This is a genomic window from Thermostichus sp. OS-CIW-20, from assembly GCF_054061455.1.
On sequence record NZ_JBSSEF010000034.1, the window covers coordinates 1 to 19252 of the forward strand.

The 19252-nt window shown below is 61.1% G+C and carries 18 protein-coding genes; 9 read left to right on the forward strand and 9 right to left on the reverse strand.

Translation table 11 applies throughout. The features are described 5' to 3' along the window. Positions 1–190: 190 nt before the first annotated feature. On the reverse strand, positions 191–853 hold the full coding sequence (locus ACVWXC_RS11030; protein ID WP_011431401.1) for a DUF3386 domain-containing protein: 663 nt from the start codon (positions 851–853) through the stop codon (positions 191–193). 326 nt (positions 854–1179) lie between these two features. On the opposite strand from ACVWXC_RS11030, the gene mutL reads away from it, so the two are divergent. Together mutL and ACVWXC_RS11040 are read left to right on the forward strand one after the other, a co-directional pair. Further along, on the forward strand, positions 1180–2931 hold the full coding sequence (mutL, locus tag ACVWXC_RS11035; protein ID WP_099812750.1) for a DNA mismatch repair endonuclease MutL: 1752 nt from the start codon (positions 1180–1182) through the stop codon (positions 2929–2931). A gap of 28 nt (positions 2932–2959) precedes the next feature. Next, positions 2960–3817 carry a vitamin K epoxide reductase family protein gene (locus tag ACVWXC_RS11040; RefSeq protein ID WP_011431403.1) on the forward strand — a complete coding sequence of 286 codons (858 nt, stop codon included), beginning with the start codon at positions 2960–2962 and terminating at the stop codon, positions 3815–3817. Between the two features lie 287 nt (positions 3818–4104). On the opposite strand, the gene ACVWXC_RS11045 is transcribed toward ACVWXC_RS11040, so the two are convergent. The 4 genes from ACVWXC_RS11045 to ACVWXC_RS11060 form a co-directional block, all read right to left on the reverse strand. Beyond that, positions 4105–5208: a diguanylate cyclase gene (locus ACVWXC_RS11045; RefSeq protein WP_083759179.1), complete on the reverse strand. Its 1104-nt coding sequence runs from the start codon at positions 5206–5208 to the stop codon at positions 4105–4107. Positions 5209–5265: 57 nt separating this feature from the next. Then, a complete protein-coding gene (gene btpA, locus ACVWXC_RS11050) occupies positions 5266–6153 on the reverse strand; it encodes a photosystem I biogenesis protein BtpA (RefSeq protein WP_011431405.1) in 888 nt (295 codons plus the stop codon). 12 nt (positions 6154–6165) lie between these two features. Continuing rightward, entirely contained in the window at positions 6166–7296 is a 1131-nt protein-coding gene (locus ACVWXC_RS11055; protein ID WP_011431406.1) for a quinone-dependent dihydroorotate dehydrogenase, read from the reverse strand. Positions 7297–7443: 147 nt separating this feature from the next. Next, entirely contained in the window at positions 7444–8697 is a 1254-nt protein-coding gene (locus ACVWXC_RS11060; protein ID WP_457392733.1) for an ABC transporter substrate-binding protein, read from the reverse strand. A gap of 236 nt (positions 8698–8933) precedes the next feature. Between ACVWXC_RS11060 and ACVWXC_RS11065 the strand changes: the two genes are divergently transcribed. Further along, positions 8934–9752 (forward strand): ABC transporter ATP-binding protein, encoded by an 819-nt coding sequence (locus tag ACVWXC_RS11065; protein WP_457392736.1) that lies wholly within the window; start codon positions 8934–8936, stop codon positions 9750–9752. Continuing rightward, positions 9749–10456, forward strand: a complete 708-nt coding sequence (locus ACVWXC_RS11070) for an ABC transporter ATP-binding protein (protein ID WP_457392739.1) — start codon at positions 9749–9751, stop codon at positions 10454–10456. Before ACVWXC_RS11065 ends, ACVWXC_RS11070 begins: the two co-directional genes overlap by 4 nt. A gap of 26 nt (positions 10457–10482) precedes the next feature. On the opposite strand, the gene recN is transcribed toward ACVWXC_RS11070, so the two are convergent. Both recN and ACVWXC_RS11080 read right to left on the reverse strand, forming a co-directional pair. Then, on the reverse strand, positions 10483–12189 hold the full coding sequence (recN, locus tag ACVWXC_RS11075; protein ID WP_457392742.1) for a DNA repair protein RecN: 1707 nt from the start codon (positions 12187–12189) through the stop codon (positions 10483–10485). A gap of 72 nt (positions 12190–12261) precedes the next feature. Further along, positions 12262–12576, reverse strand: coding sequence for a hypothetical protein (locus ACVWXC_RS11080; RefSeq protein WP_011431411.1), 315 nt, complete (start codon positions 12574–12576; stop codon positions 12262–12264). 111 nt (positions 12577–12687) lie between these two features. Between ACVWXC_RS11080 and ACVWXC_RS11085 the strand changes: the two genes are divergently transcribed. Beyond that, complete coding sequence (locus tag ACVWXC_RS11085; RefSeq protein ID WP_099812744.1) at positions 12688–13314, forward strand: pseudouridine synthase; 627 nt, start codon at positions 12688–12690, stop codon at positions 13312–13314. Here ACVWXC_RS11085 and hisB read toward each other — a convergent pair. Then, positions 13297–13917, reverse strand: coding sequence for an imidazoleglycerol-phosphate dehydratase HisB (hisB, locus tag ACVWXC_RS11090; protein ID WP_457392745.1), 621 nt, complete (start codon positions 13915–13917; stop codon positions 13297–13299). The genes ACVWXC_RS11085 and hisB overlap by 18 nt on opposite strands. Positions 13918–14038: 121 nt before the next feature. Here hisB and ACVWXC_RS11095 point away from each other — a divergent pair, with 121 nt between their 5' ends. From ACVWXC_RS11095 to ACVWXC_RS11110, 4 genes are all read left to right on the forward strand, one after another. After that, a complete protein-coding gene (locus tag ACVWXC_RS11095; protein ID WP_457392749.1) occupies positions 14039–15448 on the forward strand; it encodes a RecQ family ATP-dependent DNA helicase in 1410 nt (469 codons plus the stop codon). Between the two features lie 109 nt (positions 15449–15557). Further along, a complete protein-coding gene (locus tag ACVWXC_RS11100; RefSeq protein ID WP_457392752.1) occupies positions 15558–17333 on the forward strand; it encodes a glycoside hydrolase family 3 N-terminal domain-containing protein in 1776 nt (591 codons plus the stop codon). Positions 17334–17597: 264 nt separating this feature from the next. Beyond that, on the forward strand, positions 17598–17915 hold the full coding sequence (locus ACVWXC_RS11105) for a c-type cytochrome (protein WP_011431416.1): 318 nt from the start codon (positions 17598–17600) through the stop codon (positions 17913–17915). A 9-nt stretch (positions 17916–17924) separates the two neighbouring features. Further along, positions 17925–18602: a diacylglycerol/polyprenol kinase family protein gene (locus ACVWXC_RS11110; RefSeq protein ID WP_011431417.1), complete on the forward strand. Its 678-nt coding sequence runs from the start codon at positions 17925–17927 to the stop codon at positions 18600–18602. A 43-nt stretch (positions 18603–18645) separates the two neighbouring features. On the opposite strand, the gene ACVWXC_RS11115 is transcribed toward ACVWXC_RS11110, so the two are convergent. Continuing rightward, on the reverse strand, positions 18646–19005 hold the full coding sequence (locus ACVWXC_RS11115) for a hypothetical protein (RefSeq protein WP_011431418.1): 360 nt from the start codon (positions 19003–19005) through the stop codon (positions 18646–18648). Between the last annotated feature and the right edge of the window lie 247 nt (positions 19006–19252).

Sequence of the window (19252 nt, forward strand, 5' to 3'; positions counted from 1 at the left end):
GAAGACTTCTTTACTACTGATCAATCCATCCTCCTTCCGAAGTTGGTTTGCTAAGTGCTGCTATTGTACCCCTTGAGCCCTTAACAGGCTGTACCCTGTGGCCATCTGTTTTGAGCTTGGCTGTGAGCACCTCATCACCTTCTATAATGAGAGATGCCCACAGCCGCAAAGAAAAACTTATTTTTCTCAGCTATTCGAAAAATCGAATATTAGAGAAGAGGAAAAGTTGAGGGGATGAACTTTTTTGGCCATCCTGCTCTTCCCAAATTCTTCTCTCAACCAGAATCCAATACCGACCTATTTTTTGATAACGATCTTCGTAGATCATCTTTGCTTGAGTTTTTTCTCCAGTTCCTGGGCTACAATACTCAGCAGTGTAGTGAGTGGGTAGGTAGCCCTCACCTGTATCGTAAAACTCTTGAACTGAGACTGTAATTGTCCGATTGGCAAGATGGCGATGTACCATTTGAATGTGCTTGCCCTGAACCCAGTACCTATCGGTAGAAGATAAGCCCGAAACAAGAACTTCAGTGATGTCTGAATTTTGTGGCTCTCCATAGGCAAAGGTGTGGCCACCGTGTTCCTCGTCGAAGGAATGACGAACGCGATGCACCATGACTTCCCACATCTGTTCCCGTATTTTCTGGCGGATCTCCTCGTCCTCGACGCCGGCAACATCGATCTTCATGTTGCGGTCAATACTCACAACTCCTGAGAAGGAGAGGCTGCTGTCACCTTCTTTGGGAAAGTAGGTTATCTCAGCTCGGTAGCCAGGAAAGTCTTTGTCCCAGGTGTAGCGATTCTCAAAAGCCTCCTTGAATAGCTCTCGGGCCGGAGCTTGCTGTGCTGCCATAATCTCCTCCTTAATGAGAAGTTTTACTATTTAAATCCTAGTAGAGGCTGATGGCTGGCCTTGGGATTTTAAGGTTTCCTTATGACTGGCCACCCGCTCAGCTCTCTTGTTCTCGAAGTTTCTCGAAGTTCTTGGCGGTTACCGATGGGCAGGAAGGCGGAACCTCAATCCTTCACTTAGCCTGAGGGGAGCCTTGAAGTTAATGAAAACCATTGGCAAGGCGCTGTCCACTGGCAACAGAGGGAGAGAGCTAAGCTAAAGCTCGGCGCTGTTGGCCTTTTGGCGACAAGCTGGCAGGAAGAGAGTCTGCTTTCTCAACTCACTCCATGTCCAAAATCCAACCCCTGAACCCAGAGCGGATCGCCCAGATGGCCGCGGGAGAGGTGATCGACTCGCTGGGGGCTGCTCTGCGAGAATTGCTGGAAAATGCCCTCGATGCTCAGGCCACCCGCATTCAGGTGGAGATCTGGCCCAGCCGCTGGCAGGTGCGGGTGGCCGATAACGGCCAAGGGATCCCCGCTTCGGAGCTGGAGCAGGTGGCCCGTCGCCACACCACCAGCAAGTTGGACGGTTGCAGCCTGGGGTTTCGGGGCGAAGCCTTGCACAGCCTGGCCCGGCTGGGATCCCTGACCATTCAGACCCGCCACGCTGACGATGCCCACGGCTGGCTGGCCACCTACGACCGCCAAGGGGAGCTGGCCCACCAGCAGCCGGCAGCCACTGCCTTGGGAACGGTGGTGACGGTGGCGGATTTGTTTGCCGATTGGCCCTTGCGCCGCTGCTCTCTGCCCCAGACTCGCCCGCTCTTGACGCTGGTGCAGAATGCGGCCTTGGCCCATCCTTGGGTCAGTTGGCAGGTGCGCCAGGAGGGGCAACTGTTGCTCAGCCTGTGGCCAGGCCAGTCTCTGCAAGATCTGCTGCTACAAGTGTTGCCGCAGGTGGATCTTTCGGATCTGCGCTATCAGCGGATCCAGGAGGGGGATAGCGATTGGGAAGTGGTGCTGGGCCTGCCGGATCGCCTGCATCGCCCCCGCCCCGATTGGATCCGCGTGGCCGTCAACGGGCGCTTTGTGCAGATGCCGGAGTGGCAACGGCTGATCCAGTCAGTCTTTCAGCACACCTTGCCTCGCCACCGCTACCCGCTGGTGGTGGTGCATCTGCGCTTGCCACCTGAGCAGGTGGACTGGAATCGCCATCCTGCTAAGAGTGAGCTCTATCTACAGGATCCGGAGATCCGACAGGAGCAATTGCGCCAGCACTTGCACGCTCTTCTGCAATCGGGATCGGAGCAAGCCAGCCGCCGCTCGCTGCATCTCATCCGGGCTAGCGAGGCCAAGTCGGTCTACAGGGTTACCTCAAGTCCCAAAAGCCCAGATCCAGCTCCCTCTGGCCAGCCGTCTACCCCCCTACCTCCTCTAAAGGCCCTAGCCCAGCTCTACCGCACCTACATCCTGGCGGAGCACCCTCAGGGGCTGTGGCTGGTGGAACAGCACCTGGCCCACGAGCGGGTGCGCTACGAGTACATCCAACGGCATTGGCAGCCGGTGGAGCTGCAGACGCCGGTCATGCTGGAGGGATTATCCTCCCAAGCGGTGGAGCAGTTGGAGCAGTTGGGCCTGGAGCCGGAGCCTTTTGGCCCCAACACCTATCTGATGCGCCGCCTGCCGCTGGCCTTGTGGTCGGAAGATCCGGAGGAGGTGCAGGGATCCCTCCGAGAATTGAGCCGCTGCGCTGACCTGGAAGCGGCCCAGGTGGCGGTGGCCTGTCGTGGCGCCCTGCGCAACGGGATCCCCCTGACCCTGGAGCAGATGCAACAGTTGCTGGAAGCCTGGCAGCGCACCGCCAATCCCCACACCTGTCCCCATGGCCGGCCAGTGTATCTGGCTCTGGCCGAAAAAGATCTGGCCCGCTACTTTCGTCGCCGCTGGGGGATCTGCGACCGGCCCATCTCTGACCCCAAGCTGGGATCCTGGTGGGAGCTGGAGCCGCTGGGGGATAGGTTTGCTGCCCAAGTGCGGCGCTCGAGCAGCGCTTCTGCGCCGGATCCCAAGGACGAGACCCGCTCCGCCCCACTATAATCGGGGGTGTCCAACTGCTGAACCCCCCATGGCCTCTTATCTCAAACTCAAAGCCCAAGAAGAGACCTGGCTACAGCGCCATGCTCGCCCGATCTTGGCAACCTTGGCGGGCTTGGGATCCCTGTTGACGGCCTACCTTACCTACACCAAGCTGACCGATCAACCTGCCGCTTTCTGCACAGGAGATGGGGGGTGTGACCTGGTGCTCTCCAGCCGTTGGGCAGAGTTTTTGGGGATCCCGACGGCAACAGTTGGCCTACTGGGGTTTCTGGCCGTTTTGGCCTTGGCGGTTTTGCCGGATGGCATCCCGCTGGTGAAGCGGTGGCGCTGGCCGGCCCTGTTTGGCCTGGTTTCCGCCATGACCGCCTTCGAGATGTACATGCTTTACCTGATGGTGGCGGTGCTGCGGCAGTTTTGTCTGTATTGCACCACCGCCATAGTCTTGGTGGCGGGGCTGTGGGCGGTAACCCTGCTGGGCCACCGCTGGCTGGATTGGGGCAAGCTGGCCTTCAGCTATATTCTCGTAAGCTTTCTCACCTTGGTGGCCACCATTGGGGTGTATGCCAACCAAGTTCCCCCACCCAGCCCCCTGGCGGCAGGGTTGGCGGCCCACCTGCGGCAGATCGGCGGCACCATGTACGGGGCCTATTGGTGCCCCCATTGTCAGGAGCAGAAGGAGCTGTTTGGGTCGGCTTTTGAACAGGTGCCCTACGTGGAATGCTCCCCCAACGGCCCCGGTACGCCCCAAGCCCAAGAATGCACAGAAGCGGGGATCACCAGCTATCCCACCTGGATTATCAACGGCCGCACCTACGTGGGGCTGCGCTCGCTGGAAGCCTTGGCGGCAGCTTCTGGCTACTCCTTTGAGCCCGGCGAAGGACAGTAGTTCTGATACATTTACGCTGAACACTGCTGAACATCACTGTTCAACTATGCAGCGATAGCATTCTGCTTGTTTCCATTCGCGTTAGCGGGACGGAGTCCAAACAGAATGGCGGTATCCCGCAAAGCTTTGAGTAGAATACCCAAAGCGCAGTTTCCGTGTCGTCTTACTACCAATTTTCTGCTTTGCTTTGGCTACCATGTTGGCAGACTCGAAAGTAAACAGAAAGATCAACTGGTAGTAATCCGTACTGAACATATTATACATTATTTTCAGTATAGTTGAGCTTATTATTGACTAGAGTCATGCTCCGGCGGCGGTGGCAAGAAAAGATGTACGCGGTTGCGCCCCGCCTGCTTGGCCTGGTAGAGGGCCTCATCTGCCTTCTGGAGAGCGGCCTCAGGTGCTAGGGGGCCATCTTCGCTGAGGACGATCCCGCCAATGCTGATGGTGACAGGCAGGCTGCGCTGGGGCGCAACCTCAATTGGCCGGCTGGCGATGGCCCGGCGCAGAGACTCGGCGTAGCGGTGGCAGCGGGCGGGGTTGAGCCCAGGGGTGACGCAGACAAATTCTTCGCCGCCGTAGCGGTAGAGCAGGCTGGAGGGGCGCAGTTGATTGTGCAGCCGCCCAACGATGGCCTGCAACACGCAGTCGCCGATATAGTGGCCGTAGGTGTCGTTAACCTGCTTGAAGTAATCCACATCCATCATCAGCAGGCAGAGATAGCGATAGCGGGCTTGCTCACGCGGCCCCACCTGTTTGAGCAAATGTGGCAACGCCTGGTCGAGGGCGCGGCGGTTCAAGGCACCGGTCAAGGGATCCGTCAAAGACAGAGACTCCAACAGCTCGTTGCGGGCCCGCAGTTGCCGGTTGGCCTGAGCCAAAGCTTGGGTAAGCCGCTGCAGGCGCAGCCCCGCCCGCACCCGTGCCCGCAGCTCCTCAGGATCGATCGGCTTGGCGATAAACTCATCTGCCCCTGCATCCAGTCCCTGCACCCGATCCTCAACTTCGGAGCGGGCGGTGAGCAAGATGAAATAGATGAACTGTCCGGCGGGCAAGTTTTTTAGACGGCGACACAACTCCACTCCAGACAAACCCGGCATGACCCAGTCGCAGATGATCAAATCCGGCCATTCGCTTTCATCCAGGGTCTGCAGGTGCTCCCAGGCCAACTGGCCGCTTTCCCAGCTTTCCACCCGGTAGTTGGAGCTTTTGAGGACTTCGCCGATGTAACGACGGTTCACCGGGTCATCGTCGATGACCCAAATGCAGGGAACCTGAGCCGGCACCTGGCTCCACGAAACTTCCTCCAAGGGCAAGGACTCCGCCCCGCCAACGCGAGCAGAAGGCAGGCTGGAGGAAGACCCCCAGCCTTCGAGTTCAGCTGACAACATCAAAAGAAAGCTAGAAAGCTCTGATACGGTGAATAATGCCGATCCTATCCCCAAAGGCTAGCTGCAGCTAGAGCTGGGAGTGGCCAGGCAAGCCGGATTGGTGGGCCGTTCGCCCAGGCCAAGGTGCAACGCTTCCACAAACTGTCGCACCCGGATTGGGTCGATGAGGGGAAAGGGATCCGCATAGCCCGCTGGCATGCCGGCGGAACGGGCCGGCCGTTTCAAAGAACTGGCCACAATCACGCCATCCGCGTGGCGGATGAGGTTGCCGATGTTTTCGGCGGTGGCTCCTGAGCCAATCAACAGAGGTACCTGAGGGGCGACTTGGCGGGCCAGCTTCAGATCTTTCAGAAGAGGCGGCTTTCCGGTGGCCCAGCCAGAGAGAACGATGGCATCGGCCAGGCCGCGCTCCACCGTGTCGGCGATGGCCGCCTCCAGGCTGATGGGACTCAGGGGCTGGGCGTGCTTCACCAGCACATCGGCAAAGATCTTGATGTCGGCCCCCAGCTCGCGGCGGTAGCGCAGCAGGCGGTGGGCATTTCCCTCGATGATGCCCTGGTCGGTCACCATCGCCCCGCAGAGGACATTGACCCGGATAAACTGGGCCCCCACACAGGCGGCAATGGCTAGGGCGCTGTAGCCATCGTTGCGCAAGACGTTGATCCCGATGGGCAGGGAAACCAGCATCTTGATCCGCTGCACCACCACGGTCATGGCGCTCACCACCGCCGCATCCACCCGCTCCTTGGCAAAGGGGGCATCGTAAAAGTTCTCGACGAGGATCCCGTCCACGCCTCCTGCCGCCAGGGCGGTAGCGGCCTGTTCTGCCTGCGCGATCACCCACTCCAAGTCCCCTCCCCAACGGGGCGAGGTGGGCAGCGGCAACAGATGAACCACCCCAATAACCGGATGGGGGGTTTTGAAAAGATGTTGCAGCAGAGTCACCGGCAAGTTCCCTCAGGGATCCATAACAATCTTACGCCCGGATTGGATCCCTGTCGGCATTCTCTCCGGGGAGGAAGGGGCGGGATTCCTGGCAGCGGCCAGGCCGCGCAACAGGCGGGGAACTAGGCTTGGCCCTTCATAGACCCAGCCTGTATAGACCTGGAGCAGGCTGGCCCCGGCCTCCAGTTTCTCCATGGCATCGGCCAGGGTGAAGATGCCCCCCACTCCAATAATCGGCAATTGCCCCTGAGTGGCCTGGTGAATGTAGCGGATCACCTGGGTGGAGCGCTGCCGCAGGGGGGCGCCGCTGATGCCGCCGGCTGCCGCGGCGAGGGGCCCCAGCCCTGGCAGGAAGCGGGTTTTCAGGTTGTCGCGGCGCAGGGTAGTGTTGGTGGCTACAAGCCCCGCCAGTCTGTAGGCTTGGGCCAGCTCCAGGATGGCGTCAATTTCTGGCCAATCTAGGTCAGGGGCAATCTTCACCAAAAGGGGCTTCTGTCCGCGATTTTCCCCCTGCAACGTCGCCAGGATGGGCGCCAACTGCTCGGCAGCCTGCAGGGATCGCAATCCCGCTGTGTTGGGGGAGCTGACGTTGACCACAAAATAGTCTCCCAGCTCCCGCAACAGACGAAAGCTGGCCAGGTAGTCAGCCGCCGCCTCCTCCAGGGGGGTGGCCTTCCCTTTGCCCAGGTTGATGCCGATGGGAATGGGACGTTGGCGCAGCCGGCGCAGCCGTTCGGCCAGAGCTGCCGCCCCCTGGTTGTTGAAGCCCATGTGGTTGAGAGCAGCCCGATCCTGGGGCAACTGGAACAGGCGCGGCTTGGGGTTGCCCGGCTGAGGCCCAGGAGTGACGGTGCCCACCTCCACAAAGCCAAAGCCCAAACTGGGCCAGACGCCCACAGCTAGGCCATCCTTGTCAAAGCCTGCGGCCAGGCCAATGGGATTGGGGAAGGTGAGGCCCCAGAGCCGTACTTCCAGCCGCGGATCCCGATAGCAGAACAGGCGCTCCAAAAGAGCCAGGATCCCGGTGGCCTGGGTGGCGTCCAGCCACTCCAAGGCGCGCAAGAGCCCCACCTTAACCGTTTCCGGGTCAGCCCTCAGGCCCGAAAAAATCAAGGGCCGCAGCACATCTCGGTACAGGTTCACAGCAAAGACTCGCTCCCAAGCTGTCACCCCTCTTGTTGATCTTCCCCAAAAAACAGGGGCCTGCAAAAGTCTCCTCTGCAGGCCCCCGCTTTTGAGCTTAGGCGGGAACTGGCCCGGCCAAGCCGAGCACCACCGGCCTAAAGACTCTTAGCCTTCCGGCTCAAACACTTTCAAGTCGACGATCTGCCCGCCCTTGAAGGTCCAGTGGGCAAAGGTTCCGGCCACGTCTCCGTTCTCGTCGAAGTTCAGCGAGCCGGAAGCGCCAGTGTAGTCAATGTCCTCCCCTTTCTTGAGTAGCTCCACTGCCTTGGCCCACTCTCCTGGCAGGATCTCGGTGCCGGGGGGATTGGCCACTTGCCGCAGAGCATCGCGGATGGCGGTGCCGTCGGCGCTGCCGGCCTTTTGAATGGCCAGAGCCAAGACAAAAGCGGCATCGTAGGCCGTGTCGATGTAGGGGGTGGGGGGCAGCTCCCCGTAGGCAGCTTTGTAGGCTTCAGCAAAGATTTGGTAGGCTTTGCTGTCGGTCAGAGCCTGGGGCGAGGTGCCGATGGATCCCTCTAGCTTGTCCGCCCCCACCTGGGTGGCCAGATCGGGAGAGCGCATGCCATCTGTGAAGACAAAGCGGTCAAATAGCCCCCCTTCCAAAGCCTGCCGCAGGATGATCGCGCCGTTTTCGGGATACCCGATCAGCACCAGCGCCTGGGGATCCCCTTCCTTGAGCTGATCCAGCTCGCCGCGGTAGGAGGCTTGGCCGGGTTCGTAGGGAACCGACTTGGTAATGGTGCCGCCCCGCTTTTCAAAGGCGGCCTTGAAGCTGTCGGCCAGCCCCTTGCCGTAGTCGTTATTGATGTAGATGATGGCCAGGCGCTCCAGGTTTTCTTCGCGGGTAATTTGCGCCAGGGCTACCCCTTGGAAGGCATCGGAGGGAACGGTGCGGAACAAGAAACCATTGTCGTCCAGGGTGGTGATGGTGGGAGCGGTGGAAGCTGGCGAAATTTGCGGAATCTTGCTGGGAACCGTGACTGTCGTGGCCACCGGAATGGTAACGCCACTGCCCAAAGCGCCAACAATGGCGGCCACCTTCTCCACGTTCACTAGCCGCTTGGCCGCATCAATAGCCGGCTGCGCTGAAGTTTGGTCATCCGCCTCCACCACTTGAATTTGAGATCCAAGGACGCCGCCAGCTTCGTTGATCTGCTTGAGGGCCAGCTTGATGCCCTTGAGGCAGTTCTCCCCATAGGCCTGCAGGTCGCCCGTCAAAGACAGCAGCGCTCCTATCTTAATCGGGGCTTTGGCTGCTTGCTGAGCTGTGCTTGGCAGCAGGGTGGTGGCCAGTGCTGCTGCTGTCAGGGCTGCCGCCGTCGCGAAGGCCCGCCGGGTCAGTTTGTGCATGGGAGACATAACCAAGAACCTCCAATGAGCTCCAATGAGGGAATAAAACTGCAATTCTCAAAGGTCGATGGTATAGAAGTAGACGTTAGCCCACCTCAAAGGGTTCCCTCCAAGAGCCAACCCCTGCCAGGGGGCTTCTTGGCAAGCCTATCGGCGAGTTTGGTTAAATAAGCTTCTTTACCCTACGACGAAAGCTCATAAAATAGTGAATCTACTAGGGAATGGAGCTTTCCCAGGGTAGCGGTGTGATCGTTATTGACAACATCTCCAAACAGTTTGGCGGCGTCAATGCCCTAGATCACTGTTCCTTCCGCATCGAAGCTGGTCGGATCACGGGCTTGATTGGTCCCAACGGGGCGGGGAAAACAACTCTTTTCAACATCATTGCCGGTTTTATTCGGCCCAATAGCGGACGCATCTGGCTAGATGGGGAAGACGTCACGGGCTTGCCTCCCCACCAGTTGTTTCAACGTGGGCTGGTGCGCACCTTCCAGATCCCGCGGGAGTTTGGCCGCATGACCGTTCTGGAAAACTTAATGGTTGTTCCTCCCCATCAGGCTGGAGAAAACCTATTTAACGCCTGGTTCCGCTGGCGGCGAGTACAGCGGCAGGAGCGCCAGCTTCAGGCTCGGGCTGAAGAAGTTTTGGAACGGCTCAACCTCATCCACCTGCGGGATCAACTGGCAGTCAACCTTTCGGGCGGGCAAAAGAAGCTGCTGGAACTGGGACGCACCCTAATGGCGGACGCGCGGGTCATCCTCTTGGACGAGCCGGGGGCTGGGGTCAACCGCACTTTGCTGGCAGACCTAATCCGCTTTATTGAGTACCTTAACCGCGAGCGCGGCTGCACCTTCTGCATCATCGAACACGATTTGGATCTGGTGACCCGCCTCTGCCACCACGTGGTGGTCATGGCGGGGGGGAGGGTGCTGACTCAGGGATCCATGCAGGAGATCAAGCAAAACCCAGCCGTGCGGGAGGCCTATTTGGGATCCATTGCCCTGGCTGATGCCCTCAGCTCCTCCCAGACTTCCACCGTCTCGCCGGAGGGATCCCCGCCATGACCCCCTTGCTCGAGATTCAAGATCTCTACAGTGGCTACCGCGGCGTGGACATCCTCAAAGGGATCCGCCTCAAGGTCACTCCAGGCCAAATTGTAGTGATCATCGGCCCCAACGGGGCGGGCAAATCGACAGTGCTCAAGTCTCTTTTTGGATTGGCCACCGTCCGCTCGGGCCGAGTGCTGTTCCAAGGTTCTGACATCACCCATCTGCCTGCCGAGCAACTGGTGCGGCGAGGAATTGGCTTTGTGCCTCAGACCCACAATGTCTTTCCCTCCCTCACCGTCGAGGAGAACCTGGAGATGGGAGCCTTTATCCGGCGCGACGACTACACTGCCCAACGGGAGCGGGTTTACGAGCTGTTTCCGCCGCTAAGGGAAAAGCGAAAGCAAGCGGCGGGATCCCTCTCCGGCGGGCAACGGCAGATGCTGGCCATGGGGCGGGCGCTGATGGCGGAGCCGCAGCTGTTGGTGTTGGACGAGCCGACAGCCGGCCTGTCGCCGCTGTATGTCGAGCAGACCTTTGCCCTCCTGCAGGAGATCAACCGCCGCGGCGTCAGCATCCTAATGGTCGAGCAAAATGCCAAGCAGGCCTTGGCTATAGCGGACTGGGGCTACGTCCTCTCCATGGGAGAAAACCGCTTTGAGGATACCGGCCCCAACCTATTGCACAACCCCGAGGTGTTGGAGCTATTTTTGGGCGGCTGAGGCCCTCACCCTCGGGGAGAGGGGAGCTAAGCAGAGCCGGCCAGTTGCAGTTGGCGCAGTTGGGCTGCCTGCTTGAGAAGGGCTTCCACAAAGCCCATTGCCTCCTGGGCGGAGTGGCCGGCAGCCAGTTGGGCCAATTCTTCCCGGCGCTCCCCTTCTCTCAGCGAATCCACCCGCACGCAGGTTCGCCCTTCTTGCACCACTTTGTAAACCCGCAGGTGGTGATCGGCTAGGGCGGCAACCAGGGGCTGGTGGGTAACGCAGAGAACTTGGTGGCTACGGGCAATCTGGTGCAGTTTGGCGGCGATGGCCTGCGCTACCTTGCCGGATACGCCAACGTCGATCTCGTCGAAGACCAGAGTAGCCACCGGATCGACGCGGCTGAACACCGCTTTTAAGGCCAGCAGAAAACGGCTCATCTCGCCGCCGGAGGCAATGTCGGCCAGCGGCTGCAGGGGCTCGCCGGGGTTGGGGCTAAACCAAAAGCTCACCTGATCCACCCCTTCGGCGGTGGGGGATCCGGCTTGGATCTGCACCTGGAACTGCACACCGCTCATCCCCAGGGGCCCAAGCTCCTCCACGAGAGCCTTTTCCAGTTGGTGGGCCGCCTGCTGCCGCAGATGCGAGAGCATCTGGCAGTGGTGCTCCAGCTCCTGGGCTGCCTGGTCTAGCCGCGCCTCTAGTTCCTCCAAGTCGGTGCTCTCGTCCCGCAGTTGGGCCAGCTCTGCCTTGAGCCGCTCCGCGTGGGCCATCACCTCGGCCAGGGTGGGGCCGTATTTGCGGCAGGCCTGTCGCAGTTGGGCTAGGCGCCGTTCAATTTTGCTTAGCCGACTGGGATCCGCCTCCAGGGTCTCGCCGTAGCGCAGCAGCTCCCGCCCCGCCTCCTCCACCTGAACGAGGGCGCTGCTGACCATCTCGACTAGGGGAGTTAGGTCGGGATCCCGCTGGGCCATGCTCTGCAGCAGACGCTCGGCTTGGGCCAGGAGATCGGCAATGGCCGGCGAGCCGCTGTCATTTTGGTAGAGCAGTTGGTGAGCGGCATAACTCTGCTGCTGCAGTTCCACGCGGTGGGCCAGGCGCTCCCGCTCCCGCTCCAATTTGGTCAGCTCGTCAGGATCCTCCAGGCGCAGGGCAGCCAGTTCTTGGGCTTGCAACTCTAGGAGATCTAGCCGCTGCAGCCGCAGGTGTTGGTTTTGCTGGCGGGAGGCTATCTCTGCTTTGAGCTGGCTCCAGGTTTGGTAGCAAGCTGCCACCTCTGAACGCAGGCGCAGCAGCTTTTCGCCGCCAAAGGCATCCAGCCAGCGGCGCTGGGTTTGGGGAGACTGGAGTTGGCTTGTCTGGCCCTGGGCGGTGATCTCCACCAGTTGGGAGCGCAGGCTGAGCATCTGAGCCTTGTTCACGAGCACCCCATTGACTCGCAGGCGGCTGCTGAGCTTGCCGTTGCGCATCACCAGCTCGCGGCTGCAGACCAGGCCTTCTTCCAAAGGTTCAATTTGCTCTTGCTCTAGCCAGGCCTCCAGCGCGGCCGTAGGCTGGAAAATGGCTTCCACCAAGCCCCGATCGCTGCCGCTGCGCAGAGCGCGAGCCGGTCCCCCGAGCGCGGCATCGAGGGCATCGAGAATGATAGATTTGCCCGCCCCTGTTTCTCCGGTGAGCACGTTCAGCCCCGCCCGAAAGGGAATCTCCAAGTACTCGATCAGGGCGAAGTTCTCGATCCGCAACAGGCGCAACATAGGGATCCCGTTGGCCTTCCTGTCTTAGGTTAGCCCACCTGCCGACTTAGGCGGAACGGGGGAAGAGCAGCTTCAAGGGGTGGCCTCCGGCGTCTCCTCTGTTCTAGCAGCGGTATCGGCAAGCGGCTCGGAGGTAGCGGCTGAGGCATTGGGTGTATTAGGCGCTACCTCTGCCTCCTGGAGAGAGGCGGAGGGTTCGAGCTCGGCTTTTGGCTCTGTGGCGGTGGGCTCGGGGGCGGCGGCAGCGGCTTGGGCAGCCTCTTTTTGCTGTTGCCGCTCGTAACGGCGTCGTTTGATCCCCTCATCCACCCACACGTACACCAGACTGAGAAGGGAGAGCCCCGCCGTTCCAATTAAAACCCAGAGTAGAGTGTTGTCTATCGTCATGAGTGAGATCCGTCAAACTCTGCCGCCAACGGAAAACGCCGCGCCCAAGGCTTGATCTTACCGTTGAAGCTGCTCTGCCCAATCTTAAAAGACGGGATCCACACTTTTGCCATGCGCTACCTCAAGTTTTACAAACCCTACGGCGTGCTCACCCAATTTACCGACCGGCAGGGGCGGCCAACCCTCAAGTCTTTCATCCCGGTGCCCAAGGTCTATCCGGTGGGGCGGTTGGATCGCGATAGCGAAGGTCTGCTTCTGCTCACCGACGATGGCCGCCTCAACGCCCGCCTGATCGATCCCAAGTTCGGCCACGAGCGCACCTACTGGGTGCAGGTGGAAGGGATCCCCACGCCCCAGGCCCTGCAGCAGTTGCAAGAGGGAGTGGTCATTCAGGGGCGAAAGACCCGGCCGGCTGAGGTTAGAGTGCTAGCCGAGGAGCCGGAGCTGCCGCCGCGGGATCCGCCCATCCGCTTTCGCCGCTCCATCCCCACCACCTGGCTGGAGCTGACGCTGCGGGAGGGTCGCAACCGCCAGGTGCGCCGCATGACCGCCGCTGTCGGCATTCCAACCTTGAGATTGGTGCGAGTGGGGCTGGGGCCCCTCTCGCTGCAGGGGCTGGCCCCTGGCCAGTGGCAGGATCTCAGCGAGGCGGAGTTGGCCCGCTTGCGGCACTACTGTTTTGGCCAGTCGCGCTGTCCCTTGCTCGGGCGGCGGTTAAGTCTACAGAACACCTTTTGAGCTGGGGATCCCATCCTGTCGGCGCGGATCCCGTTCTACGGCCATGCGCAGGGCGCGGGCAAAGGCCTTGAAACTGGCTTCGACAATGTGGTGGGCATTGAGGCCAGCCGCCTGGCGGATGTGCAGGGTAAGCTGGGCGTGGTTGGCCACCGCCTGGTAGAACTCCCGCACCAACTGGGTTTCGTAGCGGCCAATGCGCTCGACGGTCAGCTCCAGGCCGTAGCTGAGGTGGGGGCGCCCGGAAAAGTCCAGCACCACCTGCACCAAGGCCTCATCCAAAGGCGCCCAAAAGTGGCCAAAGCGGTAAATGCCGCGCCGATCCTGCAGCGCCTGGGCTAGGGCTTGTCCCAGCGCGATGCCCACATCTTCGTTGGTGTGGTGGTCGTCGATGTGCAGATCCCCCACCGCTTTGATCTGGAGGTCGATCAGCCCATGGGTGCTGAGCTGGGCCAGCATGTGGTCCAAGAAGGGGATCCCGGTGTCGATCTCGTACTGCCCTCTGCCATCGAGGTTGAGATGCACTTGAACGTCCGTTTCGTTGGTGCGGCGGTGAACCAAGGCCGTCCTGGGCTGCAGCAGGCGGGGGGAGTCGATGGCTGTCATGGCAAGGGTAGGGGAGCACTAGGAAGTCCCAGCTCTAGGATCGCACAGGTAGGGGTGTCAGAATCAGCGTCTTTGGCCAGGGGGGCAGGCGGGCTCAGGTTGCAGAGGGGGAGAGTGTTCCTTGCAGGATTGGCAACAGATTCAACGGGCCCTCAAGCAGTACTGGGGCTACGAGGCACTGCGCCCACCTCAGGAGCAGGTCATCCGCGCCTTGCTGGAGAAGCGGGATGCGCTGGTGGTGTTGCCGACGGGTTTCGGCAAGTCTCTGTGCTTTCAACTGCCGGCCTTGCTGCAGACAGGGCTGACCCTGGTGGTCTCGCCTCTGATTGCCCTGATGGAAGATCAGGTGCAGGATCTCTGGAAGCGCCGTCTGCCGGCGGCCTGTTTGCACAGCGAGCTGGATCCGGCTCTGCGCAAGCGGGTGTTGCGGGCTTTGGAGGAGAACCGGCTGCGTCTACTGTATCTGGGGCCGGAAACCCTCTTCAGCCCGCCAGTCTGGGAGCGGCTGCAGCAGGTGCCCCTCAACGGCCTCATTGTCGACGAGGCGCACACCTTGGTGCACTGGGGGGGATCCTTCCGGCCCGACTACCGCCGTCTGGGATTGGTGCGCCCTGCCCTGGGCCAGCCTGCCTTTCCCATTGCTGCCTTTACCGCCACTGCCGATCCCGAAACCCTCAGCCGCCTGCGCCACATCCTCAAGCTGCGGGATCCGGAGTGCATTCGCGCCGATCCCCTGCGGGCCAATATCTCCCTCAATGTGGAGGTGGCCTGGAGCCCGGCGGATCGCCGTCGGCGTCTGCTGCGTTTTCTAGTCGAAAACCCCGGCTCGGGCCTGGTGTACGTGCGCACGCGGCGGGATGGGGAGGAGCTGGCCGAGTGGCTGGGCCGCCACCACCAAAAAACCGCTGCCTACCACGGCGGCCTAGAAGCAGGATCCCGCCGTCGGCTGGAGCGGGCTTGGCTGGAGGGCGAGCTGCGCTTTCTGGTCTGCACCAACGCCTTCGGCTTGGGGATCAACAAGCCCGACGTGCGCTGGGTGCTGCACTTTCACCCGCCCCCCAATTTGATGGACTACCTGCAGGAGGTGGGGCGGGGTGGGCGGGATGGCGGCCCCTGCCGGGCCCTGATGTTGGTCTCGGAGCCGACGGGCCTGCTGGATCCCACCGATCGCCAGCGCCAAGCCTATTTCTATTCCCAGCAGGAGCGCCTGCTGGCCCAGGCGCGGCGTTTGCTGACAACTCTGCCCCCCCAGGGATCCTATGCCGACTTGCCCCCCGGGGAGACGCGGGTGGCCCTGGGCCTGCTGCAGGAGATGGGCTGTCTGCACTGGCCAGATCCCTTTCACTTTCAAGTGCTGCACCGCCGCTGGCAGCCGCCGCCGCGGCAGGATCCCTGGCGGGGGATGGACGACCTCATCCACAGCCGCGGCTGTCGCTGGCAGGTCATCCTGCGGCATTTTGGCTACCCTGAGAACCAGCCTGGCCTGCCCTGCGGCACCTGCGACCGCTGCCGGGCTTCCCAAAGGCGCTGATGGGTGCTTGCCCAGCCTTGTGGCCAGCGATTAGGATCCCCTCGCTGAAGACTTTCCTGGAGTGTCCATGGGTAGTTCTGGACCCCCGGTTGCAGCGCTTGAGCAGCCCTTGTCCCTGGCAAAGCAGGTGGCGCAACTGCTAGTGGTGCCGGTCTCGGCCCGCCTGGGATCCCAGTCTCCTCCCCGCGAGATCCTCAAGCGGCTGATCCAAGAGGTGGGGATCGGGGGCCTCTGGATTACTGAGGGCCATGTAGCAGAGGCCCTGCTGCTGATCGAGGAGGCGCAGTCTTGGGCTGCCCTGCCCCTTTTGGTGGCAGCCGAGGCCAGTCGCGGCCTGGCCCTACAGGGGGCCACTTCTTTCCCCCACCCCCTGGGCCTGAGCCGCCTGGGATCCGAAGCCGAGCGCTGGGCGGAACAGTGGGGAAGGATCACGGCGCGGGAGGCGGCGGCCATCGGCATTAACTGGCTGCTGGGCCCGGTGGCGGAGCCCCTGGGGCAAGGCCCAGCAGAGCTGGCGCTGGCGGAGGAGCCGCACCTAGTTTTGCAACTGGCGCGCGCCTTTGTGCGCGGCTGTGAGCAGGCCGTCCCCGGCGGGATCCTGACCACAGCCAGATCCTTCCCCGGCCAGGATTGGGTAGAACCGCCCCAGGCAGGTGCGGCGCTGCGGCCAAAGCCAACCGATGTCCCCTGGTGTCCTCGCCTGAGCCTCAGCTTGGACAAGCTGCAAGCAGGACTCTGGCTGCCGTTCCGCAGCTTGGTGGAGCAGGTGGGAGCCATCTCGGTTGCGCCAGTGGTGCTTCCCGAGTGGGACGAGCGCTGGCCGATCTCTTTTTTGCCGGGGCGGCTGACCCAACTGCTGCGCCAAGAGTGGGGGTTTAGTGGACTAATTGTGGCAGAGGGCCTCGATCAGGGCTTCTTGGACGAGCTGGCCGTTGGCGTCGGCTCCTCTCCCCACCTGCTGGCGGTGCGGGCCCTCCAGGCCGGCGCCGACCTCCTTTTGGCCCCTCCCGACCCAGTGGCGGCCGTCACAGCCATTGTGGAAGCTGTGCGGCAGGGATCCCTGGACGCCCAGGCCATTGCCCAATCGGTGACGCGGGTGCTGCGGGCCAAGCAGCGGCTTTTCCCCTCCGCCTCCGCCCTGCTCAAGCAAGTGTGGCCGGCCCTGGCGGAAACGGATTTCAGCCTGGTTCCCGGCTGGATGGGGGCTAAAGACCCCACCGACCCCGCCCTCTGCCGCGGCTTTTCCGACGAGCAACTGAAACCCCTGCTGTTGGGAGATCCCCTCGCCAAGGACTCACCTCTAGCCAAGCTGTTCGGCACACGTCCGCCTCTGCCCAGAGTCGCCTGGTTGGGATCCCTCTTGGCCGAGCAGGATATTGCTCCCTGTCAAGCTGCCATGGCCCGCGGCGGCGTGACAGGCGGCCAGGCTTTGCCCCTGCCCGCTCCCCCCGGCAGTTGGAACTGGATCTGGCAAGATCTCGCCCCTGGCGCTGAGACAGCAGGGCTATTGGCGGCCTCTCCCGCCCTCAGCGTTCCCGCCGGCCTCGGCTTCTCTCCTTTGCTCAGCCATCCTCTCACCCCTTTGAGCTTGCTGGAGACGGCCCTGGGCAGCGCCGGCCAACTGATCTTCCAGGCCTTTGTCGAGGAGCCTTTGCCCAACTATGTGCTGGATTGGCTGCAACAACAACGAGAGCGGGTGGCAGCCGTCGTCGTTTATGGTAACTTATCCTTCTACCGACGCCTGCAGGCGCACTTTCAGTGGGCCAACGCCATCCACAGCCTCAATCCTGATCCCTGGGCCCAGGCAGAAGCTATGCAGCGTCTGTTTCCCCACCGGCTCATCCCGGAGAAACCCGAGCCTCAGCCAGCATCGACAAATAATTAAGAAAAAGTAAATACCATTGCAGATTGTTGGCAGAAAGGGGCCCCTGAGCTATCGTATTGATGGAAATGTAAACTATTGAAACGGTTTCTCTCAGGGTTGTCTGTGCCTTCCTTCCTCTCAGACATCGCTGGATCGGGCAGTTCTCGCCCCTCTGGTGACGGTGAGTGTGAGCTTGAGCGAACCTCCCCGCAGCGTCCGCAACCGTTCCTCCACTCTTTGCAAGCGCTGCTGTCAGGGCGCTGGGCGACAAAGCTTGGACTGGGCTTGGCTGTTGTGGGTCTGGCAATCCTCACCTGGATTTGGCTGGCTGCAGGAGCTGGGCTGGATCCTTACACTAAAGCCGTCCTCAGCCTAGAGGGTCAGCCCAGCCATGGTGCTTCGTTGTTTGCCCTCAACTGTGCCGCCTGTCATGGAGAAGAAGCCGATGGCCGAGTTGGCCCCAGCCTGCGGGGAGTTAGCAACCGCCGCTCCGACCGGTTTATCATTCATCAGGTAACCAGTGGCAAAACTCCGCCTATGCCCCAGTTTCAGCCGGATCCCCAGGAGATGGCAGATTTGCTCAGCTACTTGAAAACCCTCTGAGGCCAGCTCATGGGCCTGACCCAGCAGCTTGCTTGCTACGCTCTCTGGCTGGCCTCCGTATTTGCCTTTGCGGAATGGCTGCGCTCCCGACAGGTGGATGGGGAATGGGTGCGCAAAGTCGTCCATATCGGTGTGGGCAATATCATTCTGCTGGCCTGGGCCTTGCAGGTGCCCCGCTGGCTTGGGGTGGGGTTTTCCTTGGTGTTTGCCGGCCTGGCGCTGCTCTCCTACCGGGTGGCTATTTTGCCTAGCTTGAATGGGGTCGGGCGGCGTAGCTTCGGCACTTTCTTCTATGCTGTCAGCATTGGCCTGTTGCTGTATTGGTTTTGGCTGCCGCAGCGACAGGTATTCGCGGTGATTGGCATTTTGGTGATGACCTGGGCCGATGCGCTGGCGGGCTTGGTGGGCAAAACTTGGGGCAAGCACCTCTATCAACTGGGATCCCTTCAAAAAAGTTGGGAGGGATCCCTGACCATGTGGGCAGTGAGCAGCTTGGTGATTGCGGCGCTGCTGCTGGGGTACTTCGGCTTTTCTCCCTCCTTGCTCGCCATCAGCCTCTTGGTGGGAGGCCTGGCCATGGGCCTAGAGGTCTTCTCTTGGTGGGGGCTGGATAACCTGACCGTGCCTTTGGCCAGCGCCGGGCTCTGCTTTGCCCTGCTGCAGCTTCTGGACGAACTGTACCTGTAGCGGAGTTGCTACTACTGTGACGGGTTTGGCGCGGAAGCGACTTCTAGGCCCCGCGGCGTTCTTGTTCTCGCTCTTCTTGTTGCTGCCACTGCCTGATCAGCTCTTTCGCTGCCTGGGGGGTAAAGTAGTCCAGCTCCATCAGCTTGCGATAGGTGAGGAGCTGCCGCATCTCCAGGGGCATGTCTGCCTTCCGGTAAAAGTAGTGGATGCGGCTGATGTTTTGCTCCATCTCGGCGAACTCCTGCTCCCGCTGCATTTGCCTTTCCTGCTTGAGCACCTTGTGGGGAGCAGACATGCGATTCGGGATCCGCTGCGCGCTGGTGGCTTTGCTGGCGAGAACCCGATGGGCTCCGCTTTGCCGACTGTTGGCGCCGTTGAAACGGCTGAAAAAGAAAGAGAGCATCCGTCAACCTCACACAGGCAGAGAAAAGAGGGTCGTCTTACACTAACTTCACAATATCAAGCTTAGATAAAGCTGTGAAGCCGCCAGTGATCTGGATCCCTTTTGGGAAAGCCCGTACCTTTCACAGGGCAAGGAGTGTATCTCTCCTGTCCCTTAGGAGAGTTGAGGCAGAGACAAGGCTTGGCTTGGGCAGGCAGACTTATGGAGGATGTTATCAGTATTTACACGTATGCTTGGACGAAGATAG